General features: G+C 73.2%; 17 protein-coding genes and 1 pseudogene. 10 read left to right on the top strand and 8 right to left on the bottom strand.

From position 1 onward, the window contains the following. Positions 1-152 precede the first annotated feature (152 nt). On the top strand, positions 153-3,173 hold the full coding sequence (locus tag ACF1BE_RS06990; RefSeq protein ID WP_392197937.1) for an alpha-mannosidase: 3,021 nt from the start codon (positions 153-155) through the stop codon (positions 3,171-3,173). A gap of 69 nt (positions 3,174-3,242) precedes the next feature. Here the strand turns inward: ACF1BE_RS06990 and ACF1BE_RS06995 are convergent, their stop codons facing one another. Further along, positions 3,243-3,944, bottom strand: a complete 702-nt coding sequence (locus ACF1BE_RS06995; protein ID WP_392197938.1) for a FadR/GntR family transcriptional regulator — start codon at positions 3,942-3,944, stop codon at positions 3,243-3,245. A 262-nt stretch (positions 3,945-4,206) separates the two neighbouring features. On the opposite strand from ACF1BE_RS06995, the pseudogene ACF1BE_RS07000 reads away from it, so the two are divergent. Together ACF1BE_RS07000 and ACF1BE_RS07005 are read left to right on the top strand one after the other, a co-directional pair. Further along, a pseudogene (locus ACF1BE_RS07000) lies at positions 4,207-4,485 on the top strand (aldo/keto reductase); the annotation flags it as partial. A 251-nt stretch (positions 4,486-4,736) separates the two neighbouring features. Then, the gene (locus tag ACF1BE_RS07005) at positions 4,737-4,979 is read left to right on the top strand and encodes an amidohydrolase family protein (protein ID WP_392197939.1); all 243 of its coding nucleotides are present in this window, start codon (positions 4,737-4,739) and stop codon (positions 4,977-4,979) included. Here the strand turns inward: ACF1BE_RS07005 and ACF1BE_RS07010 are convergent. Next, positions 4,871-6,292, bottom strand: a complete 1,422-nt coding sequence (locus ACF1BE_RS07010) for a lipase maturation factor family protein (RefSeq protein WP_392197940.1) — start codon at positions 6,290-6,292, stop codon at positions 4,871-4,873. The two genes, ACF1BE_RS07005 and ACF1BE_RS07010, sit on opposite strands and share 109 nt — an antisense overlap. Positions 6,293-6,419: 127 nt before the next feature. Here ACF1BE_RS07010 and ACF1BE_RS07015 point away from each other — a divergent pair, with 127 nt between their 5' ends. The 3 genes from ACF1BE_RS07015 to ACF1BE_RS07025 all read left to right on the top strand — a co-directional run bounded on the left by ACF1BE_RS07015 (position 6,420) and on the right by ACF1BE_RS07025 (position 10,623). After that, entirely contained in the window at positions 6,420-7,466 is a 1,047-nt protein-coding gene (locus ACF1BE_RS07015) for a DUF6777 domain-containing protein (RefSeq protein WP_392197941.1), read from the top strand. A gap of 168 nt (positions 7,467-7,634) precedes the next feature. Further along, positions 7,635-9,704 (top strand): SpoIIE family protein phosphatase, encoded by a 2,070-nt coding sequence (locus tag ACF1BE_RS07020; protein ID WP_392197942.1) that lies wholly within the window; start codon positions 7,635-7,637, stop codon positions 9,702-9,704. Positions 9,705-9,759: 55 nt separating this feature from the next. After that, positions 9,760-10,623, top strand: a complete 864-nt coding sequence (locus ACF1BE_RS07025) for an Fpg/Nei family DNA glycosylase (RefSeq protein ID WP_392197943.1) — start codon at positions 9,760-9,762, stop codon at positions 10,621-10,623. A 39-nt stretch (positions 10,624-10,662) separates the two neighbouring features. Here the strand turns inward: ACF1BE_RS07025 and ACF1BE_RS07030 are convergent, their stop codons facing one another. From ACF1BE_RS07030 to ACF1BE_RS07040, 3 genes are all read right to left on the bottom strand, one after another. Then, on the bottom strand, positions 10,663-11,316 hold the full coding sequence (locus tag ACF1BE_RS07030) for a zf-HC2 domain-containing protein (RefSeq protein WP_392197944.1): 654 nt from the start codon (positions 11,314-11,316) through the stop codon (positions 10,663-10,665). Positions 11,317-11,467: 151 nt separating this feature from the next. Next, entirely contained in the window at positions 11,468-11,983 is a 516-nt protein-coding gene (locus tag ACF1BE_RS07035) for a hypothetical protein (protein ID WP_392197945.1), read from the bottom strand. 159 nt (positions 11,984-12,142) lie between these two features. After that, a complete protein-coding gene (locus ACF1BE_RS07040; protein WP_392197946.1) occupies positions 12,143-12,691 on the bottom strand; it encodes a sigma-70 family RNA polymerase sigma factor in 549 nt (182 codons plus the stop codon). A 214-nt stretch (positions 12,692-12,905) separates the two neighbouring features. On the opposite strand from ACF1BE_RS07040, the gene ACF1BE_RS07045 reads away from it, so the two are divergent. Further along, on the top strand, positions 12,906-14,060 hold the full coding sequence (locus ACF1BE_RS07045) for a CapA family protein (protein ID WP_392197947.1): 1,155 nt from the start codon (positions 12,906-12,908) through the stop codon (positions 14,058-14,060). Here ACF1BE_RS07045 and ACF1BE_RS07050 read toward each other — a convergent pair whose 3' ends face one another. Further along, on the bottom strand, positions 14,061-15,485 hold the full coding sequence (locus tag ACF1BE_RS07050; RefSeq protein ID WP_392197948.1) for an amino acid permease: 1,425 nt from the start codon (positions 15,483-15,485) through the stop codon (positions 14,061-14,063). A gap of 418 nt (positions 15,486-15,903) precedes the next feature. Further along, positions 15,904-16,374: a universal stress protein gene (locus ACF1BE_RS07055; protein WP_392197949.1), complete on the bottom strand. Its 471-nt coding sequence runs from the start codon at positions 16,372-16,374 to the stop codon at positions 15,904-15,906. Positions 16,375-16,498: 124 nt separating this feature from the next. Between ACF1BE_RS07055 and lysX the strand changes: the two genes are divergently transcribed. Then, a complete protein-coding gene (gene lysX / locus ACF1BE_RS07060; RefSeq protein ID WP_392197950.1) occupies positions 16,499-19,777 on the top strand; it encodes a bifunctional lysylphosphatidylglycerol synthetase/lysine--tRNA ligase LysX in 3,279 nt (1,092 codons plus the stop codon). 92 nt (positions 19,778-19,869) lie between these two features. Continuing rightward, entirely contained in the window at positions 19,870-20,706 is an 837-nt protein-coding gene (locus ACF1BE_RS07065; protein WP_392197951.1) for a polysaccharide deacetylase family protein, read from the top strand. Between the two features lie 53 nt (positions 20,707-20,759). Here the strand turns inward: ACF1BE_RS07065 and ACF1BE_RS07070 are convergent, their stop codons facing one another. Continuing rightward, positions 20,760-21,431, bottom strand: a complete 672-nt coding sequence (locus ACF1BE_RS07070) for a class F sortase (RefSeq protein ID WP_392197952.1) — start codon at positions 21,429-21,431, stop codon at positions 20,760-20,762. 333 nt (positions 21,432-21,764) lie between these two features. Here ACF1BE_RS07070 and ACF1BE_RS07075 point away from each other — a divergent pair, with 333 nt between their 5' ends. Continuing rightward, entirely contained in the window at positions 21,765-22,811 is a 1,047-nt protein-coding gene (locus ACF1BE_RS07075; protein WP_392197953.1) for a hypothetical protein, read from the top strand. The last annotated feature ends 94 nt before the right edge of the window (positions 22,812-22,905 follow it).

Raw genomic sequence — 22,905 nt, forward strand, 5'->3', positions numbered from 1 at the left:
TCCCTCCGGCCGGGCGGTACGGGAGAACGGGCGGCACGGTTCGAAGGGCGCGCCGTAGGGGAGCTGTAGACCTCGTCGGCCCCCGCGGCCGTCACGCACCCCCGGTAACCCGCGCAGCCCCGGTATCCGACGCAGCAACGGAGTATCCCGCCATGCATGACGACCGCACTCTGGTGGAGGCCCGCCTCGGGCGTGTCCTCGCCGAACGCATCCGCCCTGCCGTGTATCCCGAATCCGTGCCGCTCCAGGTCGCGGTGTGGCACGCGCCCGACGAGCCCGTGCCGGTCGCGGAAGGCCTCGCCGCCGAACCCGAGCCGATCGAGGTGGGCGCCCGCTGGGGTGCGCCGTGGGGCACCAGCTGGTTCCGGGTGACCGGGACCGTGCCCATGGCGTGGGCCGGGAGGACCGTCGAGGCGCTGCTGGACCTGGGCTTCGACGAGAACATGCCCGGATTCCAGTGCGAGGGCCTGGTCCACCGGCCCGACGGCACCCCGGTCAAGGGCCTCAACCCGCGCAACCAGTGGGTGCGCGTCGGCACACCCGTCGCGGGCGGCGAGGAGGTGCGCCTGCACATCGAGGCCGCCTCCAACCCGGTCATCCTGGACCACCACCCTTTCCGGCCCACCCCGCTCGGTGACAAGGAAACGGCCGGGCACGAGCCGCAGTACACGCTCACCCGCATGGATCTCGCCGTGTTCGACGAGGACGTCTGGCAGCTGGTGCAGGACCTGGAGGTGCTCGGTGAGCTGATGGCCGAGCTGCCCGTGGACGCCGCGCGCCGCTGGGACATCCTGCGCGCGGTCGAACAGGCCCTGGACGCCGTCGACCTCCAGGACGTGAACGGCACCGCCGGCCGGGCGCGGGCGCGACTGACCGGGGTGCTGTCCGCTCCCGCCGTGCCGTCCGCGCACCGGATCAGCGCCGTCGGGCACGCGCACATCGACTCGGCCTGGCTGTGGCCGCTGCGGGAAACCGTCCGCAAGGTGGCCCGTACGACGGCGAACATGACCGCGCTCGTCGAGGACGAGCCGGAGTTCGTGTTCGCCATGTCGCAGGCGCAGCAGTGGGCCTGGGTGAAGGAGCACCGGCCCGAGGTGTGGGCGCGGGTGAGGAAGGCGGTGGCTCAGGGGCGGTTCGTGCCGGCCGGCGGGATGTGGGTGGAGTCGGACACCAACATGCCCGGCTCGGAGGCGATGGCCCGGCAGTTCGTGCACGGCAAGCGGTTCTTCCTCGAGGAGTTCGGCATCGAGAACCAGGAGGCCTGGCTGCCGGACACGTTCGGCTTCGCCGCGGGCCTGCCGCAGATCATCAGGGCGGCCGGCTCCCGGTGGCTGCTGACGCAGAAGATCTCCTGGTCGCAGACGAACAGCTTCCCCCATCACACGTTCTGGTGGGAGGGCATCGACGGCACCCGGATCTTCACCCACTTCCCGCCCGTCGACACCTACACCTGCTCGATGAAGGGCGGCGAGATCGCCCACGCGGCCCGCAACTTCAAGGAGAAGGGCAGGGCCCGGCACTCCCTCGCGCCCACGGGCTGGGGCGACGGTGGGGGCGGCACGACCCGCGAGATGGTCGCCAGGGCGGCCCGGCTGCGCGACCTCGAAGGCTCCGCGACCGTCGCGTGGGAGACCCCGCGCGCCTTCTTCGAGAAGGCCGAGGCCGAGTACCCCGCACCACCCGTCTGGGTGGGCGAGCTGTACCTCGAACTGCACCGCGCCACCCTCACCAGCCAGGCCCGCACCAAGCAGGGCAACCGGCGCAGCGAACACCTGCTGCGCGAAGCCGAACTGTGGGCCGCGACCGCCGCGGTGCGCGTCGGATTCCCCTACCCGTACGAGGAACTGGACCGCATCTGGAAGACGGTCCTGCTGCACCAGTTCCACGACATCCTGCCCGGCTCGTCCATCGCCTGGGTGCACCGCGAGGCCCGGGCGACGTACGAACGTCTGGCCGCCGAGCTGACCGCGGTCATCGAGTCCGCCCAGCGTGCGCTGGCCGGTGACGGCACCCTCCCGCTGCTCTTCAACGCGGCCCCGCACACCCGCCACGGCGTCCCGGCGGGCGGCGGCGCCACCCCGGCCGTCACCGGCGGCACGACGGCGGCAGCCCGCGAGGGCGGCGGGTTCGTCCTGGACAACGGCCTGCTGCGGATCGCCGTCGACGCCCGGGGGCTGATCGTCTCCGCCCACGACCCCGGAGCCGACCGCGAGTCGATCGCCCCCGGAGCCGCCGCGAACCTCCTCCAGCTGCACCCGGACTTCCCGAACATGTGGGACGCCTGGGACGTCGACGCCTTCTACCGCAACACCGTCACCGACCTCACCGACGCCGAGTCGGTCACGGCCGGCCCGGACGGGACGTCGGTGCGGGTCGTGCGGACCTTCGGCGCGTCCCGCGTCACCCAGGTGCTGTCCCTGCCACCGGGGGAGCGGCGGCTGCTCATCGACACCGAGGTCGACTGGCACGAGACGGAGAAGTTCCTCAAGCTGGCCTTCCCGCTGGACGTGCGTGCCGAACGCTACGCCGCCGAGACGCAGTTCGGGCACGTCCACCGTCCCACGCACACCAACACCTCCTGGGAGGCGGCGAGGTTCGAGGCCTGCAACCACCGCTTCGTGCACCTGGAGGAGCCCGGCTGGGGCGTGGCGGTCGTCAACGACTCGACGTACGGCCATGACGTGACCCGCACGGTCCGCACCGACGGTGACCGCGGTACGACGACGACGGTCCGGGTGTCGCTGCTGCGCGCCCCGCACTTCCCCGACCCGGAGACCGACCAGGGCGTCCACCGGTTCCGGCACGCCCTGGTCCCCGGCGCCTCGATCGCCGACGCGGTCCGCGAGGGCTGGCGGATCAACCTGCCGGAACGGCGCGCGACGGGCGCCCGCGCGGTCGCCCCACTGGTCACGGTGGATGACGACGCGGTGGTCGTCACGGCCGTGAAACTCGCCGACGACGGCAGCGGGGACGTCGTCGTCCGCTTCCACGAGGCCCACGGCGGCAGGGCCCGCGCCACCCTCACCGCGGGCTTCGGGGTCGCGGACGTCACGGTGACGGACCTGCTGGAACGGCCGGGCGGTGACGGACGGCCCCCGGTGCGCGAGGGTGAGCGGATCACCGTACGGCTGCGGCCGTTCGAGCTGATGACGCTGCGGCTGCGCAGGAGCTGACGGGAGACCGTGCGACGCCGGCCGTGCGAGCCGGGTTGCGGCCCGTTCGCGTCGGGGACCCGTGCGGGGTCAGCCGTCGAGCTGGGAGCGCAGCCACTGCTCCACCCCGCCGACGTGGGCCGTGGCCGCCGCCCGTGCCGCCTCCGGGTCGCGGGCGGCGAGGGCGCGGTGGATGGCGGCGTGCTCGCGGCGGGTGCGGGCGAGGGCGCCGTCCTCCTGGTGACCGCGCCGGACGCGGGCGCGGAAGGTGCGTGAGGACAGGCCGTCCAGGAGGGCGGCCATGGTCTCGTTGCCCGCGGCCGAGGCGATCTCGCGGTGGAAGGCGAGATCGTGGGTGAGGACCTCCTCGGGGTCCTCGGTGGCGTTCATCGCCGTCAAGTGCTGCTCCACCGCGATCAGTTGCTCGTCGGTGATCCGTGCGGCGGCCAGCGCGGTCGCCGTCGCCTCCAGGCTCCGGCGCACCTCCAGCAGCTCCACCAGCCGCGGCCCCCGGGACAGGCCCGCGACCACCCCGAAGGTCTCCAGCAGGTCACCGGCCTCCAGCGCGGTGACGTAGATCCCCGAGCCGTGGCGGGCCTGAAGGACGCCGAGGACCGTCAGGGCGCGGATCGCCTCCCGTGTCGAGCTGCGCGACATGCCCAGCCGGACGGCGAGTTCACGCTCGGTCGGCAGCCGCTGGCCCGGCTCCAGCCGGCCCTCGGCGATCATCGCCTTGATCTCGTCGATGGCGCGCTGGGTCACCGTGCCCTTCTGCGGGGCCGCCTCGTCCACGCCAGTCCTCCAGTCACCGGGTGCGTCGCAGTCTAGCCAGCCCAGTGGTCCGACCACTGCACGCCGACGCCGCGCTCTTTCCCCCGCAAGATGCTGTTCTGCCACCCCGGTGGTCTGATAAATCCGCTCGCCGTCGCCCCTACGGAGAACCGCAAGCCGCCACCACCGTCACCGGAAAGGGCCTCCGTGCCCCACGCCCCTGCCCGCGTCACCGCGGTCGACACCCACGACATCCGTTTTCCCACCTCGCGCGAGCGGGACGGGCCGCTACACCCGGCTCGACCAGAGCGCGGCGGCCGAGCTGCTGCCCGAGGCCGCCCGGCGCGGGGTGTCCGTCGTCATCGGCGGCCCCTTCAACTCCGGTCTGCTGGACGATCCCACCCCGAGGTCGACGTACAACTACACGCCGGCGTCACAGGACCTGCTGGACCGCGCCCTGCGGCTGAAGGCGGTGGCGGAGCGGCACGGCATCACCCTGCGCGGCGCCGCCCTGGCCTTCTGCGCCGCGCACCCGGCCGTGGCGAGCGTTCTGGCTCAGGCCGGCTTCGAACCGTCCGACGTCCGGGAGCCGCCGTCACCGTCGACGCGCACCACCACGTCCGGGATCTGCCCGTCCGCGACCAGGACTGGCTCCACATCCCGGACTCCGGCCGCTGCGGCGGAACTTCGGCGCCGCCGGCCTCGAACGCGAGGCCCGGGCCGCGGGAGTCGACCGTACCGTTCTCGTCCGGACGGTCACCGCTGCGCCCGTACACCGACACGGCCCTGGACGCCTTCGGCCCCGGCCGGCTGATGTCCGGCTCGGACTGCCCGGTGTGCACGCCGGTGCGGCCGTACGGCGAAGTGCACCGCCTCACCCGGGAGCTCACCGCCGAGCTGGGGGAGGCGGAGCGCACGGCGCTCTTCGGGGGCACCGCACGGCGCGTCTACGGGCTCCGCACCGCCCCGGCCAGCCGCGTGGGCGGCAGATACTCCCGCACGTACGTCCGCTCCCAGCACGCCCCCGTCTCCCGCCACTCCCGAAGGCTCGTGTAGCGGTACCGGAACAGCCGGGCGCGGACGTAGCGGGGCGGGGTGTCCGGCGGGAACGGGGAGCGGCGGAGCAGCCTGAGCGTGTCACGGTCGTTCTCCAGCAGGCGTTCCACCAGGCCGCCGAACCACTCCCCGGCGTAGCCGGGGGACAGCGCCGCGAACCACATCAGCCAGTCCAGGCGCAGATGGTACGGGGCGAACTGGCGCGGCCAGTGCCGCGGATCGCCGGGCTTGCCGCGGAACGCGTACTCCCGCCAGTCCGCGTCCTCGCGCGGGCTGCCGTCCAGCGTGCCCTCGACCACCACCTCGTAACGGACCCGGCTGACGCTGCCGAACGCCCCGTACGTGTTCACCAGGTGCAGCGGGTCGAATGAGCGGTTCATGACCTGGCGGCGGGAGACCATGTTCACCACCGGGCGGTGGCTCAGGAACAGCAGCAGCACGGCGACCGCGAGCACCAGCACCTCGTACCACAGCGGTGCCGGACTCACGGACGGCGCGGACGCCGGCAGCCACAGCGCGGACAGGGCCAGCACGATCGTGATCCAGTTCAGCCAGGAGAAGTTTCCGGACAGCACCAGCCACAGCTGGGTGACGATCATCAGGGCCGCCGCGGCCGAGGCCACCGGCTGCGGAGTGAAGAGCAGGAACGGTACGACCAGTTGGGTGACGTGGTTGGCGGCGGCCTCCGCCCGGTGCAGGGGCCCCGGCAGATGGTGGAAGAACCAGCTCAGCGGCCCCGGCATCGGCTGCGTCTCGTGGTGGTAGTACAGACAGGTCAGCTGCCGCCAGCACGCGTCGCCGCGCAGCTTGATCAGCCCGGCGCCGAACTCCACCCGGAACAGGATCCAGCGCAGCAGGAACAGCACGACGACGGGCGGCGCCACCTCGTCGTTGCCGAGGAACGCGGCCAGGAAGCCCGTCTCCAGCAGCAGCGACTCCCAGCCGAACGCGTACCACGTCTGGCCCACGTTGACGATCGACAGATACAGCGCCCACGGCACCAGCCACAGCAGGATCCCCGCCCACAGCGGCACCGCGGAGTCCGCCCCGGCGAGCAGGGCCACCGACACCGCACAGCCCGTCCACGCGCAGGCCGCGAAGAACCGGTCGGAGTAGTGCAGCTGGAACAGGCTCGGGGCGCGCCGGAAGCGGACCCGGGCCGTGAAGCGGGGGATCGGCAGCATGCCGCGCTCACCCAGCAGGGCCCGGAACTGGAGGGCCGCCGAAAGGAACGCGACCAGGTACACGGCGGCCAGAGCCCGCTGGAAGACCAGCCGGCTCAGCCAGTAGCCGGATGCGCTGAACCAGTCCACGGCTGTGCGCGCCCTCCCGTGCGGCGACACCGGTGCCGCTCTCACGACGATGTTCCCCGAGTTGCCAGTCGAACGCGGGCAATGCCAACAATAGGAAGGAACTACCCGGAGTGATGCGGAGTGTACGGTGCGGATACCTCCCCGATCCATCGTCACGGCCTGCGTGCTTCCGGCCGCACTCCTCGCCGCGGGCTGCGCGGGCATCGGCGTCAAGCAGGACCGGGTGGGCGAGGCGGTCTACCTCCAGGCCGCCACCGACCGCGGTCCCGAGCCCTTCACCGAGTCCGCGTCGGAGCCCACGGCCACCACCGCTTCCAGCCCCGCTGCCCGCACCGGCGCCCCGGCCACCGCCGCCACCGGCCCGGCACCCGACCGGCCCGGCACCATGATGCGGCTCCCGTCGGCGCCGGCCCCGTCCGCGCCGCTCTCCTCCGCGCCGCCCCCGTCCGCCGTGCCGACGGGCGGGCGGCCCCTGGTCCCGCTGCCCGCGGCGCACACCCTGTCCGGGGCGACACCCGGCCTGTACCGGGGCACCCCCCACGTCGCCGGCTGCGACGTCGAGCGGCACATCGGCTCCCTCACCGCGGACCGGGGCAGAGCGGGCGCCTTCGCCCACGCGGTGGGCGTCCCGGCGTCCGCCCTGCCCGGCTATCTGCGCGGCCTGACCCCGGTCGCGCTGCGCCGGGACACCCGGGTCACCAGTCACGCCTACCGCGACCGGCGGGCGGCCGGGTACCAGGCCGTGCTCCAGGCGGGCACCGCCGTCCTGGTCGACGACCGCGGCATGCCCCGGGTGCGCTGCGCCTGCGGCAACCCGCTGAAGGCGCCCACGGCGGCCCACGACGGTGTGGACGCCCGTGGTGCCGCCTGGCCCGGTTACCGGCCGAGCCAGGTCATCGCGGTGGCCCCGGCACCCCGGACCGTCACCAGCATCACGATCGTCGACGTCGACGCCCGCGTCTGGATCGAACGCCGGACCGGCCAGGACGTCGGCCGCGACCGGGTCGTGTCCCCGCCCCCGTCGGCCACGGTGAGCCCGACCGGACCCGACCCCGACCGCACCGGCTCCGCGAACCCAGGCCCCGACCGCACCGGCTTCCCGCCCACCGGCCGACCCCCGGGCTCAGGCGCCGCCGCCCGGCGGCTCGGGGGCGGCGCCGGGACGGTCCGGTGACACGGGTGCGGCAGCGGCAGGCGGCGTACGCGTGACGCCCCGGGCGGCAGCAGACGGCGCACCGGTGGCACCGCGGGCGGCGTCGCCCGAGGTGCTCCGGGCGCCCGGTGGCCGGACCGGACCTGGGCCGCAGTCGAAGAATCAGGCAAATGCTGACAAAGTGGGCCCATGGCTGATCGGGGAGCGAGCGCCTTGTCACTCCCGCAGGACTGGCCCGCCCACCCGGACCCGATCCTGGCGCTCAACCGCATGGGCAGCTTCGACTGGGACCTGGACGCCGGTCTGTTCCACATGGACGCCCAGGCCTTCAAGGTGTTCGACCTGCTGCCCGAGGAGTACGACGACCGCCCGGAGACCCTGGCCCTGCGGGTGCCGCCGCCGGAGGCCGCCCGGCTCGACGCGGTGGTCTCCCGGGCCATCAAGGACGGCAGCGAGAACTACGGCGTCTACTTCCGCATCCGCTGCCGCGACGGCACCTCGCGCTGGACACACACCCAGGGCTACATCCGGCGTGACGACTCGGGCCGCCCCCGCCGGGTCGTCGGGATCGTCCGGGACGCCACCGAGGAACTCGCCGACAGCGAGGCATGCAGTCACCGGGCCGCCCAGCACGAGGCCTTCCGGCAGCAGACCGGCGTCGTCCAGGTCATTTCCGCCGCCCTCGCCCACGCCCGCAGCATCCAGGACGTCATCGACGTCCTCAAGGACACCCACGGCGTCCGTCACCTCGGCGCGGCCAGCCTCGTGATGGGCCTGGTGGAGGCCGGCCGCATCCGGCTGGTCGCCGAGGGCCCCGCGGGCAGCTTCGTCCCCGGCACCCGCGTCACCCGGATCGACGAGCCGTACCCGATGAGCGAGGTCGTCCGCACACTCAGCCCCCGGTTCATCGAGTCGCCGGAGGAGTTCGCCGAGAGCTACCCGATCCTCTGGCCGCACCTCCACGACCTGCACATCACCTCGGCCGTCTACCTGCCCCTGATCGCCCAGGCCCGGCCGATCGGTGCGATGGGTCTGCTCTACGACGACCGGCGGGGCTTCTCCGCCGAGGAGCGCGCCGTCCTCGTCGCGCTCGGCAGCAGCATCGCGCAGAGCCTCATGCGGGCCAGGCTCTACGAGCAGGAGAAGGACCTCGCCCAGGGCCTCCAGCAGGCCATGCTGCCCCGCACCATCCCCCGCGTCCGCGGCGCCGACATCGCGGTCCGCTACCGCTCGGCCGCGCTCGGCCGGGACATCGGCGGCGACTGGTACGACGTCATCCCGCTGCCCGGGGGAGGCCGGGTCGGCGCGGTCATCGGTGACGTCCAGGGCCACGACACGCACGCCGCGGCCGTCATGGGCCAGCTGCGGATCGTGCTGCGCGCCTACGCCGCCGAGGGCCACACCCCGGCCACCGTGATGGCCCGCGCCTCCGTCTTCCTCCACGAACTCGACACCGACCGCTTCGCCACCTGCCTGTACGCCCAGGCCGACCTGGCCACCGGCGTCATCCAGATGGTCCGCGCCGGACACATCGACCCGCTGGTCCGGCGCAACGACGGCACCTGCGACCGGGTCCCCGTCGAGGGCGGACTGCCGCTCGGCCTGTCCGCCGAGTTCGGGCGGCTGGAGTACCCCGTCTCCACCCTCGAACTGGACCCCGGGCACACCCTGCTGCTGTGCACCGACGGACTCGTCGAGCAACCCGGCACCGATCTCGACGACAGCATGCGCGGCCTCGCCACGCTCATCGGGAACGGCCCGGACGAGGTACGCGACCTCGCCGACCGGCTGATCCGGCTGGCCGAGGAGCAGGCCGGCGACGACGACGTGGCCCTGCTCCTGCTGCGCCGCCGCGTCCCCGATGCCGCGCGCGCCTGCGGCCGGCTCCGGCAGCATGTGGCGCCCGGCGACGCGGAGGCCCTCATCCAGGCCCGGCACATGATCCGGGCCGCGGTCCGCGCCTGGGGCGCCCGCGACCGCGCCGACGAGATCGAGCTGGTCGCCGACGAGCTGATCACCAACGCGCTGATCCACACCGAGGGCTCCGCGATCGTCACCCTGCGGGCCCTGGACGGCAGCGACCACAGGCTGCGCATCGAGGTGGAGGACTCCTCCAGCGCCCTGCCGCGCCGCCGGGAGGCGGGGGAGCAGGGCGTCTCCGGCCGCGGTCTGCTGCTGGTGGACCGGCTCGCCGACGTGTGGGGCGTGGAGGCTCGCGGCGGCGGCAAGGCGGTGTGGTGCGAGTTCCGGATACCGTAGTGGCCGGCCCGGCGCAGCGCAGGGCGTTGTCGGCACCGGATGGCACTCTGGACGTATGCCGGAACTGCCCGAGGTAGAAGCGCTGACGGACTTCCTCACCGAGCACCTGGTCGGCCTGCGGATGGTGCGTGTGCTGCCGGTCGCCGTCAGCGTCCTGAAGACGTACGACCCTCCGGTCACCGCCGTCGAGGGTGCCCAGGTGACGGCCGTGCGCCGGCACGGCAAGTTCCTGGACATCGGGACGGACACCGGACTGCACCTGGTCACCCATCTGGCCCGCGCCGGCTGGCTGCACTGGAGGGACCGGATGCCGGACGGCCCGCCGAGGCCCGGCAAGGGCCCGCTCGCGCTGCGCGTCGCGCTGGAGACGGGTGAGGGCTTCGACCTCACCGAGGCCGGTACCCAAAAACGCCTCGCCGTGTACGTCGTCCGCGACCCGCGCGAGGTGGAGGGCATCGCCCGCCTCGGCCCGGACCCGCTCGCCGACGACTTCGACGAGGACCGCTTCGCCGCGCTGCTGGCGGACGAACGGCGGCAGCTGAAGGGCGCCCTGCGCGACCAGTCGCTGATCGCGGGCGTCGGCAACGCCTACAGCGACGAGGTCCTGCACGCCGCGCGGATGTCCCCGTTCAAGCTCGCCGCGTCCCTCACCCCGGAGGAGACCCACCGGCTGTACGAGGCCCTGCGCGGCACGCTCGCCGAAGCGGTCGAGCGCTCCAGGGGTGTGGCCGCCGGGCGCCTGAAGTCGGAGAAGAGGAGCGGTCTGCGCGTGCACGGCCGGACCGGCGAACCCTGCCCGGTGTGCGGCGACACCATCCGCGAGGTGTCCTTCAGCGACTCCTCGCTCCAGTACTGCCCCACCTGCCAGACGGGCGGCAAGCCCCTCGCCGACCGCCGGCTGTCCCGACTGCTGAAGTGAGGCCGCCCCGCCCGCACCGGCCGCCGGGGCCCGGCGCCGTCATCGCGCGGCGACGGTGACCAGCCGCTTGCCGTCGTCCGTGCGGACCTCGTACCGGGCGATCTGGCCGGGGTGCAGCGCGGCGGCGCCCATCGCGCTCGTGGGCCGGCTGCCGTCACCGGGATTCGTCCAGCCGGCGACGACCTGCTCGGTGCCGTCGCGGCCGACCGCGACCAGCCGGCAGGTGTGCCGCCCGGAGCCGTCCCTGATCTCGAGCCGCAGATCGCTGCCCCAGTCCGCGTCCGCCGAGGTGACCCGCGCCCACACCCCGGTGTCCGGATCGGTCGCCGCCATGATGTGCGCGGCCGGTTCCCCGTGGCCGGCGAAGGCCACGATCCCCGGGCCCGCCACGGCCAGCGCCACCGAGGCGGCCAGGCCGTACAGCAGCCGGCGCCGCCGCGCCCGGTGCCGCTGCGCCAGCTCGCCCAGCAGCCGCTCCAGCAGCCGCGGGCCGGGCCGCGTCATGGGGTGCACGAAGCGCGGTGTGGCTCGCCGGTACAGCAGCAGCTGCCGGGCCGTGGGCCCGAACCCGGTCACGTGTGCCGCGCACTGGGGGCACTCCATGAGGTGATCCTCGAAGCGGAAGGCCTCCGCCTCGTCCAGCACGCCGAGCGCGTACGCGCCGACGTCGCGATGCCTTTCCAGGGACCTCATGCCGAATCCTCGTGCCTATGGGTGCGGGTGGGGTTACTCCTTGCTCCCACCCGTACGCAGCCCACCGCCGAATCACTCAAGCCGCGCACAGAATCGCGGACAGGGGATTCGGAGCGGTCCGGCCCGCGGATTGGTGTGAATTCCGGTCGGTTCAGAAGAGGTGGATCGCGAGGTGCCCGAGGGGCAGTCCGAGCCGCCAGGCCGGCGTCCACACCTTGGGCCCGTCGTCCTCGCCGGACACCGCACCACCGCCCGGCACGGCGTCCAGATCGGGCGCGAGCAGCTCGGTCTCCTCCAGCCAGCGCCAGGCGTCCGCCGCCAGCGCCAGATCGGGGCAGGAGGCGTCGGAACCGGCCGCCCGCTCGGCCAGCTCGGCCATGCGGGCCCGCACCCACTCCTGCCACGGCTGGTCGTAGGCGGTCAGCGACAGCCAGTTCTCCAGCTGCGAGATCACCCGGATGCCGGAGAGCTCGCCGTCGGTGTCGGACAGGAACACGGTCAGCGCCAGCGCGTCCCGGCCGGCCCGGAACTCGAAGGACGTCGGCGGCATCAGATCGCCGGTGCGCAGCAGCTCGTCGGCGATGTACTCGGCGTACAACCAGGCCATGGGGACGGTCAGTTCACCGTCGTCGGTACCGTCCCTGCTCTCGTGACCCCTGTGCTGCATCCCTTCCTGCCCTTCCTCCGGTGCGTGCGCGCCGCCCGACCTCCGGGGCCCGGAACCTCCCCGGCCCGGCCCCCGCTCGGAACGCGGATGAGGACAGCCCATGCCCGAAGGGGGTCCGGCAGCAAGGCGCTTTGCCGAGCCTTGACCGGACTTCCGGTTTCACCGCAGGTCGGCCGTGTAACCGGGAAGGACCCGGCGCAGGGCGCGCAGTGCGTAAAAGGCGCGGGACTTCACGGTACCGGGTGGGATCCCCAGGGTCTGCGCCGCTTCCGCCACGCTGGCCCCGTGGAAGTACACGAGTACCAGGACGTCACGGTGCTCCGGCGTGAGTGTCTTCACAGCCTCCCGGACGTCGAGCATCGCGGCGGCCCGCTCGGCGTGGTCGGCGGTCACCCGCGCGTCCTCGGGGACCGCGTCGCCGACCTCGGGCGGCCGGGCCCGCCGGGCCCGCCGCGCGTCGATGGCGAGCCGCCGCGCGACGGTCAGCAGCCAGGGCCGTACGGAGTCGAAGCCCTCGGCGTGCAGCGCCTCGGGATGCTGCCAGGCGCGTACCAGGGTCTCCTGGACGAGGTCCTCGGCGCGCTGCCGGTCCCCGTCGCAGAGTCTGAGCAGCAGGGCGAACAGGGGACCGCCGTGCTCGCGCTGGAGCGCGGCCAGCTCGTGCCCGGCGGTCGTCGTCCCGTGGGTGAGTGAGGTTCCGGCCGTCATGGCCGTATGGCAGCGCAGGGCCCGGCCGGCGGACAGGGGGTGGACCCGATTGTGCGACGGACGGTCGATCGCGTCGGCGAACGGTCGGACGAGTGGTCCATGCGGCACCGGACGGGCTAATCAGAGGCCCCGGACTGTTTATCCGGTACATCAGATTCATACCCATATGCCGTCACGGCCTTGTCTGCATATACGACAATCCTGGGGTGAGTTGATGATCGGACGCAGACAGCAGGTGGCCCTGGCCCTGACCGCCGTTCTCACGGCGGCGGCCGCCTGCCAGAACCACAACCGGCAGGACCCCGGCCCGCAGCAGGGGCGCCCGGCGCCCTCCGCGGCCCGCGGGTTCACCCTCGTCGCCTCCGGAGACGTCCTGCCGCACACCTCCGTCATCGAGCGGGCCTCCTACGACGCCGGCGGCAACGGCCACGACTTCCGCCCGATGCTCTCCGGCGTCGCACCACTGGTGTCGCACGCCGACCTGGCGCTGTGCCACATGGAGACCGTCTACGGCGTCAAGGGCGCCTACACCGGCTACCCGGCCTTCAGGTCCCCGCCGCAGATCGCCAAGGGTCTCGCCGCCACCGGCTACGACGGCTGCTCCACCGCCTCCAACCACGCCCTGGACGACGGCACCGCCGGCATCCGGCGCACCCTGGACGCCCTGGACGCGGCCGGCCTGCGGCACGCCGGAACCGCCCGCAGCGAGGCCGAGGCCCGCTCTGTGACGCTCCTGCGGGCGGGTCCGGCCAAGGTCGCCCACCTGTCGTACACCCTCGGCACCAACGGCAAGGCACTGCCGCACGGCGCGCCCTGGGCGGTCAACATGATCGACGCGGACCGGATCATCGCCGACGCCCGCGCCGCCCGGCGGGCCGGCGCCGACGTGGTCGTGCTCTCCGTGAACTGGGGCACCGAATGGCAGGACGAACCCGACCGGCTCCAGCTCACCCTCGCCCAGCGGCTCACCGCCTCCGCCACCGCCGGCCGCCCGGACATCGACCTGATCCTCGGCACCCATGCCCACGTCCCGCAGGCGTACGAGAAGGTCAACGGCACCTGGGTGATCTACGGCATGGGCGACCAGATCGCCGGCGAGATGTACAACCGCGAGGGTGCCCAGGACCCGCGGGGCAACGAGTCCACGCTCGGCCGCTTCACCTTCGCCCCGCCCGACCGGCCGGGCGAGGCCTGGCGGGTCACCAAGGCCGAGTTCGTCCCGCAGCTCTACGACCTCGACGCCGGCCGGGTCGTCGACCTCGACCGGGCCGTCGCCCAGGGCGCCGACCTCGAAGGGGTGCGCGACCGGATCCGGGACGTGGTGCTCAGCCGCGGAGCCGGCCAGGACGGCCTGGTCATGGCCGAGTGATCACTCGGCGGACCGCCGCGCGGCGAGCGCCGAATGCCGGTAGGAGTAGCCGAAGTAGATCACGCAGCCGATCACGAACCACACCACGAACCGGACCCAGGTCTGCCACTGGAGGCGCGTGACCAGCCACACGGAGAAGAGGATGCCCAGGGCGGGCAGGAACGGCATCCACGGGGTGCGGAAGGCGCGCGGCAGCTCCGGCCGCCGGTAGCGCAGCACGATCACCGCCGCGCACACCACCACGAAGGCCAGCAGGATGCCGATGTTGGTCAGTTCGGCCACCTCGCTGATCGGGAGGAACCCGGCGATGACGGCCGAGGCCACCCCGACGATCCAGGTGACCCGGGTCGGCACGTGCCGGGTGGGGTGCGTCTTGGCGAACCAGCGCGGCAGCAGCCCGTCCCGGGACATGGAGAACCAGACGCGGGTCACGCCCAGCATGAAGGTGAACATCACGGTGAGGATGCCGATGATCGCCCCGACCGCGATCACGTCCGCGAGCGCGCCGAGGCCGACCGACTTGAACGCCGTCGAGAAACCGCTCTCCTTGTCGATCTGCTGGTAGTTCTGCATGCCCGTCAGCACCAGACAGGCCGCCACGTACAGCACCATCGAGATCGCCAGCGAGTAGATGATCGCCCTCGGCATGTGCCGCTGCGCGTCCTTCGACTCCTCGGCCGCCGTGGACATCGCGTCGTAACCGAACACCGCGAAGAACACGAGCGCCGCGCCGTCGAACGCGCCGCTGACGCCGTACGGGAAGAACGGGTGGTAGTTCTCGGTGTTGATGTGGAACGCTCCCACGCCGATCACCAGCAGCACCACCAGCACCTTCAGGGCCACCACGAAGGTCTCGAAGCGGGCCGCGCTGCGCATGCCCAGGTTCAGCAGCCAGGCGATGAGCAGGCACAGCACCGCCGCGAACAGGTCGACGCGGTGCCCCTGCCCGGTGCCGGGCGCGCCCAGCATCCAGTCCGGCAGCTGCGCGCCCATGTCCGTCACCAGGAAGCCGAAGTAACCGGAGATGCCGATGGCGACCACCGCCACGATCGCGGTGTACTCCAGCAGCAGGTCCCAGCCGATGAACCAGCCCGCGAACTCGCCGAGCACCGCGTAGCCGTACGTGTACGCCGAACCGGCCTTCGGGATCATCCCGGCGAACTCGGCGTACGACAGGGCCGCGCAGGCGCTCGCGAGACCGGCGATCAGGAAGGAGATCACCACCGCGGGCCCGGCCGTGCCGTTGGCCACCGTACCGGCGAGGGTGAAGATGCCCGCGCCGATGATGCCGCCGACCCCGATCGCGGTGAGCTGCCACAGCCCGAGCGTCCTCTCCAGCCGGGGGCCCTCGGTGACCTCGGTGTCCTCGATGTGTTCGATGGGTTTGCGGCGGAGAATGCCTTCACCCGCGCGGAGCTTGTCCATGCGCCTCACCTCTTCGCCGACAGCAAACGGCTGACGGCGGATCATGATGGCGCAGGGCCGCCCCGCAGGGAAGACGCCACGCTCGGCCCGGGCCGGAGTCCACGCACGGCCCAGTACCCACCCCGCGCGCGAGCCACCCGGCGGCCGGCGGCGGCTCGCGCGGGTGCGGCGGGTACGCCCCCGCCGACGGCCGGCGCGGCCCCGCGCGCGCCCGCCCCGCCGGCCGTGCGCCCCGGAAGCCTGGTGGCGGCGCTCGAGCTGGGCCCGATCACCTGCGGGGGCGTGTTCGACCCGTCGGCCGGAGTGCGGGCAGGCGCTCGGCGGCGAGCACCGGGCGAGTGCGGCGGTGGTGGCCTCGCCGGTCACCGGCCAGGCGGCGGGGGCGCCACCCCGTCGCCGCTGCCCCGCTCCCGCGCGGCTACGGTACGACCGTCACCGGCCAGCGTCCCGCCTTCACCAGCCGGACCGCCACCGAACCGATGATCCGGTGCCCGGCCTGCTCCGAGGCGCCCACCACCACCGCGTCCGCCTTCAGCTCGTCGGCCGCCGTCACCAGACCGTTGTACGGGTCGCCGCGGAAGGTGTGGAACTCCCAGCGCAGGTCGAATATCCCCTTGACCCGCTCGGCGGCCGCCCGGATCTGCGCCACCAGCTCGTCGGCGATCTCGTCGGTGGTGTCCGCCACCGGTGCCCCGAGCGCCGCGCCGGCCGCGAGCACCGGCTGCACGTACACCACCGCGAGCAGCGCGTGCTGGCGCCGGGCAAGTCCACCCGCGTACGCGGCGGCACGCATCGAGGACTCCGAGCCGTCCACCCCGACCAGGACGACCTTGGGACCGTCCGTGCCCCGCTCGAACTGGTGCGAACGCCGTTCGTGCTGTTCCGTCACGGCCGTGAGGCTATCGGAACCGCCCCCTCCCCCCGGGACGCGGGGCCCCGTGCCCGGTCCGCCCGCCGGGCACCGCCGGCCGCTCGACGCGCGGGCCGTGCCGCCCCTTCCTACAGTCGGAACCATGACCGCCAGCGCCGAGCCCGTCGCACGGAGGGGCGCCACGGCCCCGCCCCGCCCGCCCGCCGGCGGGCACCTCGGCCGGGTCCCGGAGGCCTTCGGGGCCCTCTTCGCCGCCCTCGGCCTGCTGTGCGCCCTGCTCGCGTTCATCCCGCCCCTGCGCCGCCTGCTCCGCCCGGTCGTCCGCACCCTCGACCTGCTCCTCGTCCCCATCAGCGCCAACCTGGCCTACGCCGTCTTCCTGTTCCTGCTGGCCGGCGCCACCGCCGCCCGCAAGAAGGTCGCCTGGTGGCTGGTCGTCGTCTACCTCGGACTGCTCGTCCTCACCGACGCGCTCGCCGCGGCCGCCGGCCTGTACGCCGAGTCACTGCCGTCCCTCGTGCTGTGCGCGCTGCTGCTGCTCCTGCTGCTGACGGCCCGCCGGGAGTTCTACGCCGCCTCCCGCCGCGGTGCCGTGCGTCAGGCGCTCACCGTGCTGCTGGCCGGGCTGGCCGTGGCGATCCTGCTCGGCTGGGGACTGGTGCTGCTGTTCCCGGGCACCCTCCCGGCGGGCCAGCACCTCGCCTGGGCGGCCGACCGGGTGTGCGGCGGGCTGGTCTCCAACAGCTCCTTCGACGGCCGGCCGCCGCGCCGGGTCACCTTCGCGCTCGGCCTGCTCGGTGCCCTGGCCCTGCTCAACGCGGCGGCCACGCTGTTCCGCTCCCAGCGTCTGGAAGCCGCCCTGCACGGCGACGAGGAGGCCCGCATCCGCGCCCTGCTCACCGCGTACGGCGACCGGGACTCCCTCGGCTACTTCGCCACCCGGCGCGACAAGGCCGTCGTCTTCTCGCCCAGCGGCAAGGCCGCCGTCACCTACCGCGTCGAGGCCGGCGTCTGCCTGGCCAGCGGCGACCCCGTCGGCGACCCGGAGGCCTGGCCGCCGGCCATCGCCGCCTGGCTGGACATGGCCCGCCGGTACGCCTGGGCGCCCGCCGTGATGGGAGCCTCCGAGGACGGCGCCCGCGCCTACGCCCGCGCCGGACTCGGCGCCCTCCAGCTGGGCGACGAGGCGATCCTGCACGTCCCGGGCTTCGACCTCGACGGCCGCGACATGCGGGTCACCCGGCAGGCCGTGCACCGGGTCCGCCGCACCGGCGCCACCTGCCGGGTCCGCCGCCACGCCGCCCTCACCCCGGGGGAGATGGAGGAGATCGTCCGCAAGGCCGACGCCTGGCGCGACACCGAGACCGAACGCGGCTTCTCCATGGCCCTGGACCGGCTCGGCGACCCGGCCGACGGCGACTGCCTGCTCGTGGAGGCCCTGGGCGACGACGGCCGGCTCCTCGCCCTGCTCTCCTTCGTCCCCTGGGGCCGTGACGGCGTCTCGCTGGACCTGATGCGCCGTGACCGGAGCGCACCCAACGGGGTGATGGAGTTCATGGTCGCCGAACTCTGCGCGGCCGCCCCGAAACCGGGCGTGCGCCGGATCTCGCTGAACTTCGCCGTCTTCCGGTCCGTCTTCGAGGAGGGCGCCCGCATCGGCGCCGGCCCCGTCCTCAGGCTGTGGCGCCGCCTGCTGCTGTTCTTCTCCCGCTGGTGGCAGCTGGAGGCGCTGTACCGCTCCAACGCCAAGTACCACCCCGAGTGGTACCCGCGCTTCATCTGCTACGCCGACACCGCCTCCCTCGCCCGCATCGGTCTCGCCTCCGGCATCGCCGAGGGTTTCGTGTCCGTACCTTCCCTGCGCAAACTCTGGGGCAAGGGGCACGCGAAGTCCGGACAGCGGCCCGCCACCACCGAGGGGCTGCCCTCCCTGACGGCGCCCGGCCGGGACGGAGGGGACCAGGCGGGGCCCCCAGCCCCGGACGCCGGCCTGCCCGACCAGGTCCGCGTCCGGCACCACACGCTCGACCGGCTGCGCGCCACCGGCACCGACCCCTACCCGGTCGCCACCGGCGCCCCGACCCACGCCCTCGCCGACGTACGGCCCGGCACGGACGTCACCGTCGCCGGACGCGTCATGCTGGTCCGGGACTTCGGAGGCATCGTCTTCGCCGTGCTGCGCGACTGGTCCGGCGACCACCAGATCGCCCTCACCCGCGACGGCTCCGGCCCGGAACTCGACCGCTTCACCGCTGACACCGATCTCGGCGACCACATCACCGCCACCGGCCACGCCCGGCCCAGCGACCGCGGTGAACCCACCGTCTTCGTCACCACCTGGCAGCTCACCGGCAAATGCCTGCGCCCGCTGCCCGACAAACGGCGCGGCCTCACCGACCCCGAGGCCAAGGTCCGCCGCCGTTACCTCGACCTCCTCACCAGCCCCGACGCCCGCGAGGTCGTCCGCGCCCGCTCCGCCGCCGTCCAGGCCCTGCGCCAGGGCCTGCTGGAGCGCGGGTACCTGGAGGTCGAGACCCCGATGCTCCAGCAGATCCACGGCGGCGCCAACGCCCGCCCCTTCACCACCCACATCAACGCCTACGACCTCGACCTGTACCTGCGCATCGCCCCCGAGCTGTATCTGAAACGGCTGTGCGTCGGCGGCCTGGAGAGGGTCTTCGAGCTGGGCCGCACCTTCCGCAACGAGGGCGTCTCCCACAAGCACAACCCCGAGTTCACGATGCTGGAGGCCTACCAGGCCCACGCCGACTACGACGTCATGCTCGACCTCACCCGCGAGCTGGTCCAGGGTGCCGCGACCGCCGTCTTCGGGTCCCCGGTGGCCCGCAGGGACGGCAGGGAGTACGACATCTCCGGGGCGTGGCCGGTGAAGACGGTGTTCGGGGCGCTCTCCGAGGCGCTCGGTGAGGACATCGGCCCCGGCACCGAACTGCTGCGGCTCCACCGGCTGTGCGACCGTGCCGGGGTGCCGTACACCCCCGACGACGGACCCGGTGACATCGTCCTGGAGATGTACGAGCGGCTGGTCGAACACCGGACCGAGCAGCCCACCTTCTACAAGGACTTCCCGACCGACGTCTCCCCGCTGACCCGGCAGCACCGCGCCGACCCGCGGCTCGCCGAACGCTGGGACCTCGTCGCCTTCGGCACCGAACTCGGCACCGCCTACTCGGAGCTGACCGACCCCGTCGAACAGCGCCGCCGGCTCACCGAGCAGTCCCTGCTGGCCGCAGGCGGCGACCCGGAGGCCATGGAACTGGACGAGGACTTCCTGCAGGCCCTGGAGTACGCGATGCCCCCGACCGGCGGCCTCGGCCTCGGCGTCGACCGGCTCGTCATGTTCCTCACCGGCCTGACCATCCGCGAGACGCTGCCCTTCCCGCTCGTCCGGCACCGCTGAGCGCGCCGCCCGCTCGGCTGTTCGGGTGCAATCGGGCCGCCGCACCGGTGTCGTTGGAGTGCGCCGGAGCCCGGCCGGGCGACTGATGAGTCATGCAGAAGGATCAGTTGCCCACACGGCGCCGGATGCTGTTCGCAGGCGCCGCCGCTCTGGGCGCCGCGGGCGCCGCGGGCGCCGCCGGCGCCGTGCTGGCGGGAGGCGGCGGGGAGGCGGCCCCGGCCCCCGTCGCCGGCCCGCAGGCCCGCCAGGTGCTCAAGCCCTCCGCCTTCCGGCTCCAGCCGCTCACCGGATACGGTCCGCCACGCGCCGCGCCCCGCAAGCTCAAGGTGCGCAGGGAGCCCTTCCTGCGGATCTCCGGACGCGGCCGGCGCATGATGCTGACCTTCGACGACGGCCCCAACCCGAACTACACCCCGCACATCCTGGACACCCTCGCCAAGTACGACGTCCGGGCGATGTTCTTCGTGTGCGGCGAGTGCGTCGTCGAGAACAGGGAACTGCTGGCCCGGATGGCCGACGAGGGCCATGTCGTCGGCAACCACACCTGGACGCATCCGCTGCTGACCAGCCTCGGCCGCCGGGAGATCCGCTCCGAGATGGAACGCACCAGCGACGTCATCGAGGACACCTACGGTGAACGCCCCCAGTGGTTCCGCGCGCCCTACGGTGCCTGGAACCGGGCCGCCTTCCAGCTGGGCGCGGAGATGGGCATGGAGCCGATGGCCTGGACCCTGGACACCACCGACTGGACCGTGCCCGGCACGGACGCCATCGTCGACCAGGTGGTGGAGGGTGCCGCTCCCGGTGTCGTGGTGCTCTCCCACGACGCCGGCGGCGACCGATCGCAGAGTGTCCGCGCGATCCGCGAGTACCTGCCCTATCTGCTGGACTCCGGATACCACCTCACGGTGCCTCCCCGGCGCGTGTGACGGACGCCCGGCAACGCCGTGACGCCCGCCTTCCGCCCGCCGGCCGCGGTGGTTCAGCCGACCGAGGCCAGGCGGGCGAAGACGACCACGTTGCCGTCGTAACCGTTCTGCTTGGAGAAACCGCCGCCGCAGGTGATGACGCGCAGCTCCGGCGTCCCCTTGGATCCGTACACGCGGTCGCCGGGGAAGTTGTTCTTCTCGAAGACCTCGACCCCGTAGACCTCGAAGACCGCGGTCCGCCCGTCCTGCCGCACGACCTCCACCCGGTTCCCCTTCTTCAGTGCCCCCAGACCGTAGAACACTGCGGGGCCCTGCTTGTTGTCGACATGGCCGACGATGACGGCGGTGCCCTTCTCCCCGGGGGAGACCGCGCCGGTGAACCAGCCGGCCGTGCCGGGGTTCTCCGGCGGCGGCGCGGCGACCCAGCCGTCCGCGTCGAGACCGACCGGCGTGACCGGCGCGTCCACCTGGATGGCGGGGATCCGGACCCGGTCGACGGCGGAGAACGGCAGCGTGACGGGCGCGGCGGCGAAGGTGTCCGGGGCGGTGCTGCTGTCCGGGGCCGCCGCGGACGCGGGCTGCGGAGGGCCCACGTCGAACTCGCCGGAACCGTTGCGCATGAGCGCCAGGCCGGTCAGCAGAACGAGCGCTATCACCCCCCAGGGTGCGCGCTTCCTGCGCCGTTCCTCCTCCTCGGCCAGCTCGGACAGCCTGGACGCAGACATTCGCCAACCCCTCTCCACGTTGCCGGCACCACGTCCCTCGCGCATGGGAAAACGCTAAGTCCCGGGCGCGCGACGGGCGACGGGGCAGGAGGCGAACGGGTGACCCGCGGGCTTTCGGGTGCGCCATCCGAGTTGCCGTCCTGAGGATTTTTCTGACGGTCCGTGACCTGCAGCAATATCAGATTGTGTGGATATCCGTCGGCGTGTCGGCTCACCAGGACGGACCATTCTCGACATGCGGGCGTGTTCCGCACGTCGGAGGGTCGGTCCGGGAGGTGCTTTCTCGCCGATCCACCGGGAACGGGACCCGGGGCGCCTTCCGCGGAGGATCACATGCGAAACCAACGTGCCCTCGCGGCGGCGTGCGCCGCGGTCGCCGCGCTCGGGCTCGCCGCCCCCGTGGCCGTCGCGGACGGCATGGGCAACGGGGGCGGGCCGAGCAGCACCGACACCACCGTCATCGTCCCGGGAACCGGCACCGGCACCGGCATCTGGAACGGCAACGGCAACGGCAACGGGAACGGGAACGGCAACGGAAATGGCCGTGGGGACGGCGGCTTCGGGAACGGCAACGGCAACGGGAACGGTAACGGCAACGGGAACGGTAACGGCCGTGGGGACGGCGGCTTCGGGAACGGCAACGGAAACGGGAACGGGAACGGCAACGGAAATGGCCGTGGGGACGGCGGCTTCGGGAACGGCAACGGCAACGGCCGTGGAGGCGATGGGTTCGGCAACGGGAACGGCAACGGGAACGGTAACGGCCGTGGGGACGGCGGCTTCGGGAACGGCAACGGCAACGGAAATGGCCGTGGGGACGGCGGCTTTGGCAACGGGAACGGAAATGGCAACGGCAACGGGAACGGCCGTGGGGACGGAGGCTTCGGGAACGGTAACGGTGGCTTCGGCAACGGGAACGGGAACGGGAACGGCCGTGGGGACGACTTCGGCCGCGGCGACGACTTCGGTGGCCGCGGGGACGACGGCGGTCCGCGCAACATCGTCGCCACACCCGGCGTCATCGCCGCCGGGGGCCGTCTCACCGTCACCGTGAACGGCTGCCGGGGCGGGACCATGACCTCCCGGGCCTTCGGCACCGCGCCGCTGACGTCGTTCCGCGACGACACCGCGCGCGGTGTCGCCACCATCGACCGCGACGCCCGTCCCGGCCGGTACGACGTCACCGTCCGCTGCGACGGCCGCACCCTGACCCGCCCGGCGGCCTTCAGCGTGCTCGGCGGCGTGCAGGGCGGTTTCGGCGGCAGCCGGTCCAGCGGCGCGACCCCTACCGACATGGCCATCGGCGGCGGTCTGGTGGCCACGGCACTGATCGGCGGCGGTGCCTTCTGGCTGCGCCGGCGGCACGAGAAGCGCGTCTGAGCCCCCGGTCCGCCGAGCCACGGGTCCGTCCCGGCGGCCGGGCACAGCGAACCTCGACATGCCCTCGCCCCGGTCCCTCGCGGGAGCGGGCGCG

Origin of the sequence: Streptomyces sp. NPDC014991 (assembly GCF_043080665.1) — a bacterium.
Lineage (GTDB): Bacteria > Actinomycetota > Actinomycetes > Streptomycetales > Streptomycetaceae > Streptomyces.

Bases quoted from the DNA above. Each gene is read 5' to 3' on its own strand.
- ACF1BE_RS06990 (WP_392197937.1), top strand. From the start codon at position 153: ATGCATGACGACCGCACTCTGGTGGAGGCCCGCCTCGGGCGTGTCCTC.
- ACF1BE_RS07005 (WP_392197939.1), top strand. From the start codon at position 4,737: ATGTCCGGCTCGGACTGCCCGGTGTGCACGCCGGTGCGGCCGTACGGC.
- ACF1BE_RS07020 (WP_392197942.1), top strand. From the start codon at position 7,635: ATGGCTGATCGGGGAGCGAGCGCCTTGTCACTCCCGCAGGACTGGCCC.
- ACF1BE_RS07025 (WP_392197943.1), top strand. From the start codon at position 9,760: ATGCCGGAACTGCCCGAGGTAGAAGCGCTGACGGACTTCCTCACCGAG.
- ACF1BE_RS07030 (WP_392197944.1), bottom strand. From the start codon at position 11,316: ATGAGGTCCCTGGAAAGGCATCGCGACGTCGGCGCGTACGCGCTCGGC.
- ACF1BE_RS07035 (WP_392197945.1), bottom strand. From the start codon at position 11,983: ATGCAGCACAGGGGTCACGAGAGCAGGGACGGTACCGACGACGGTGAA.
- ACF1BE_RS07040 (WP_392197946.1), bottom strand. From the start codon at position 12,691: ATGACGGCCGGAACCTCACTCACCCACGGGACGACGACCGCCGGGCAC.
- ACF1BE_RS07045 (WP_392197947.1), top strand. From the start codon at position 12,906: ATGATCGGACGCAGACAGCAGGTGGCCCTGGCCCTGACCGCCGTTCTC.
- ACF1BE_RS07050 (WP_392197948.1), bottom strand. From the start codon at position 15,485: ATGGACAAGCTCCGCGCGGGTGAAGGCATTCTCCGCCGCAAACCCATC.
- lysX (WP_392197950.1), top strand. From the start codon at position 16,499: ATGACCGCCAGCGCCGAGCCCGTCGCACGGAGGGGCGCCACGGCCCCG.
- ACF1BE_RS07065 (WP_392197951.1), top strand. From the start codon at position 19,870: ATGCAGAAGGATCAGTTGCCCACACGGCGCCGGATGCTGTTCGCAGGC.
- ACF1BE_RS07070 (WP_392197952.1), bottom strand. From the start codon at position 21,431: ATGTCTGCGTCCAGGCTGTCCGAGCTGGCCGAGGAGGAGGAACGGCGC.
- ACF1BE_RS07075 (WP_392197953.1), top strand. From the start codon at position 21,765: ATGCGAAACCAACGTGCCCTCGCGGCGGCGTGCGCCGCGGTCGCCGCG.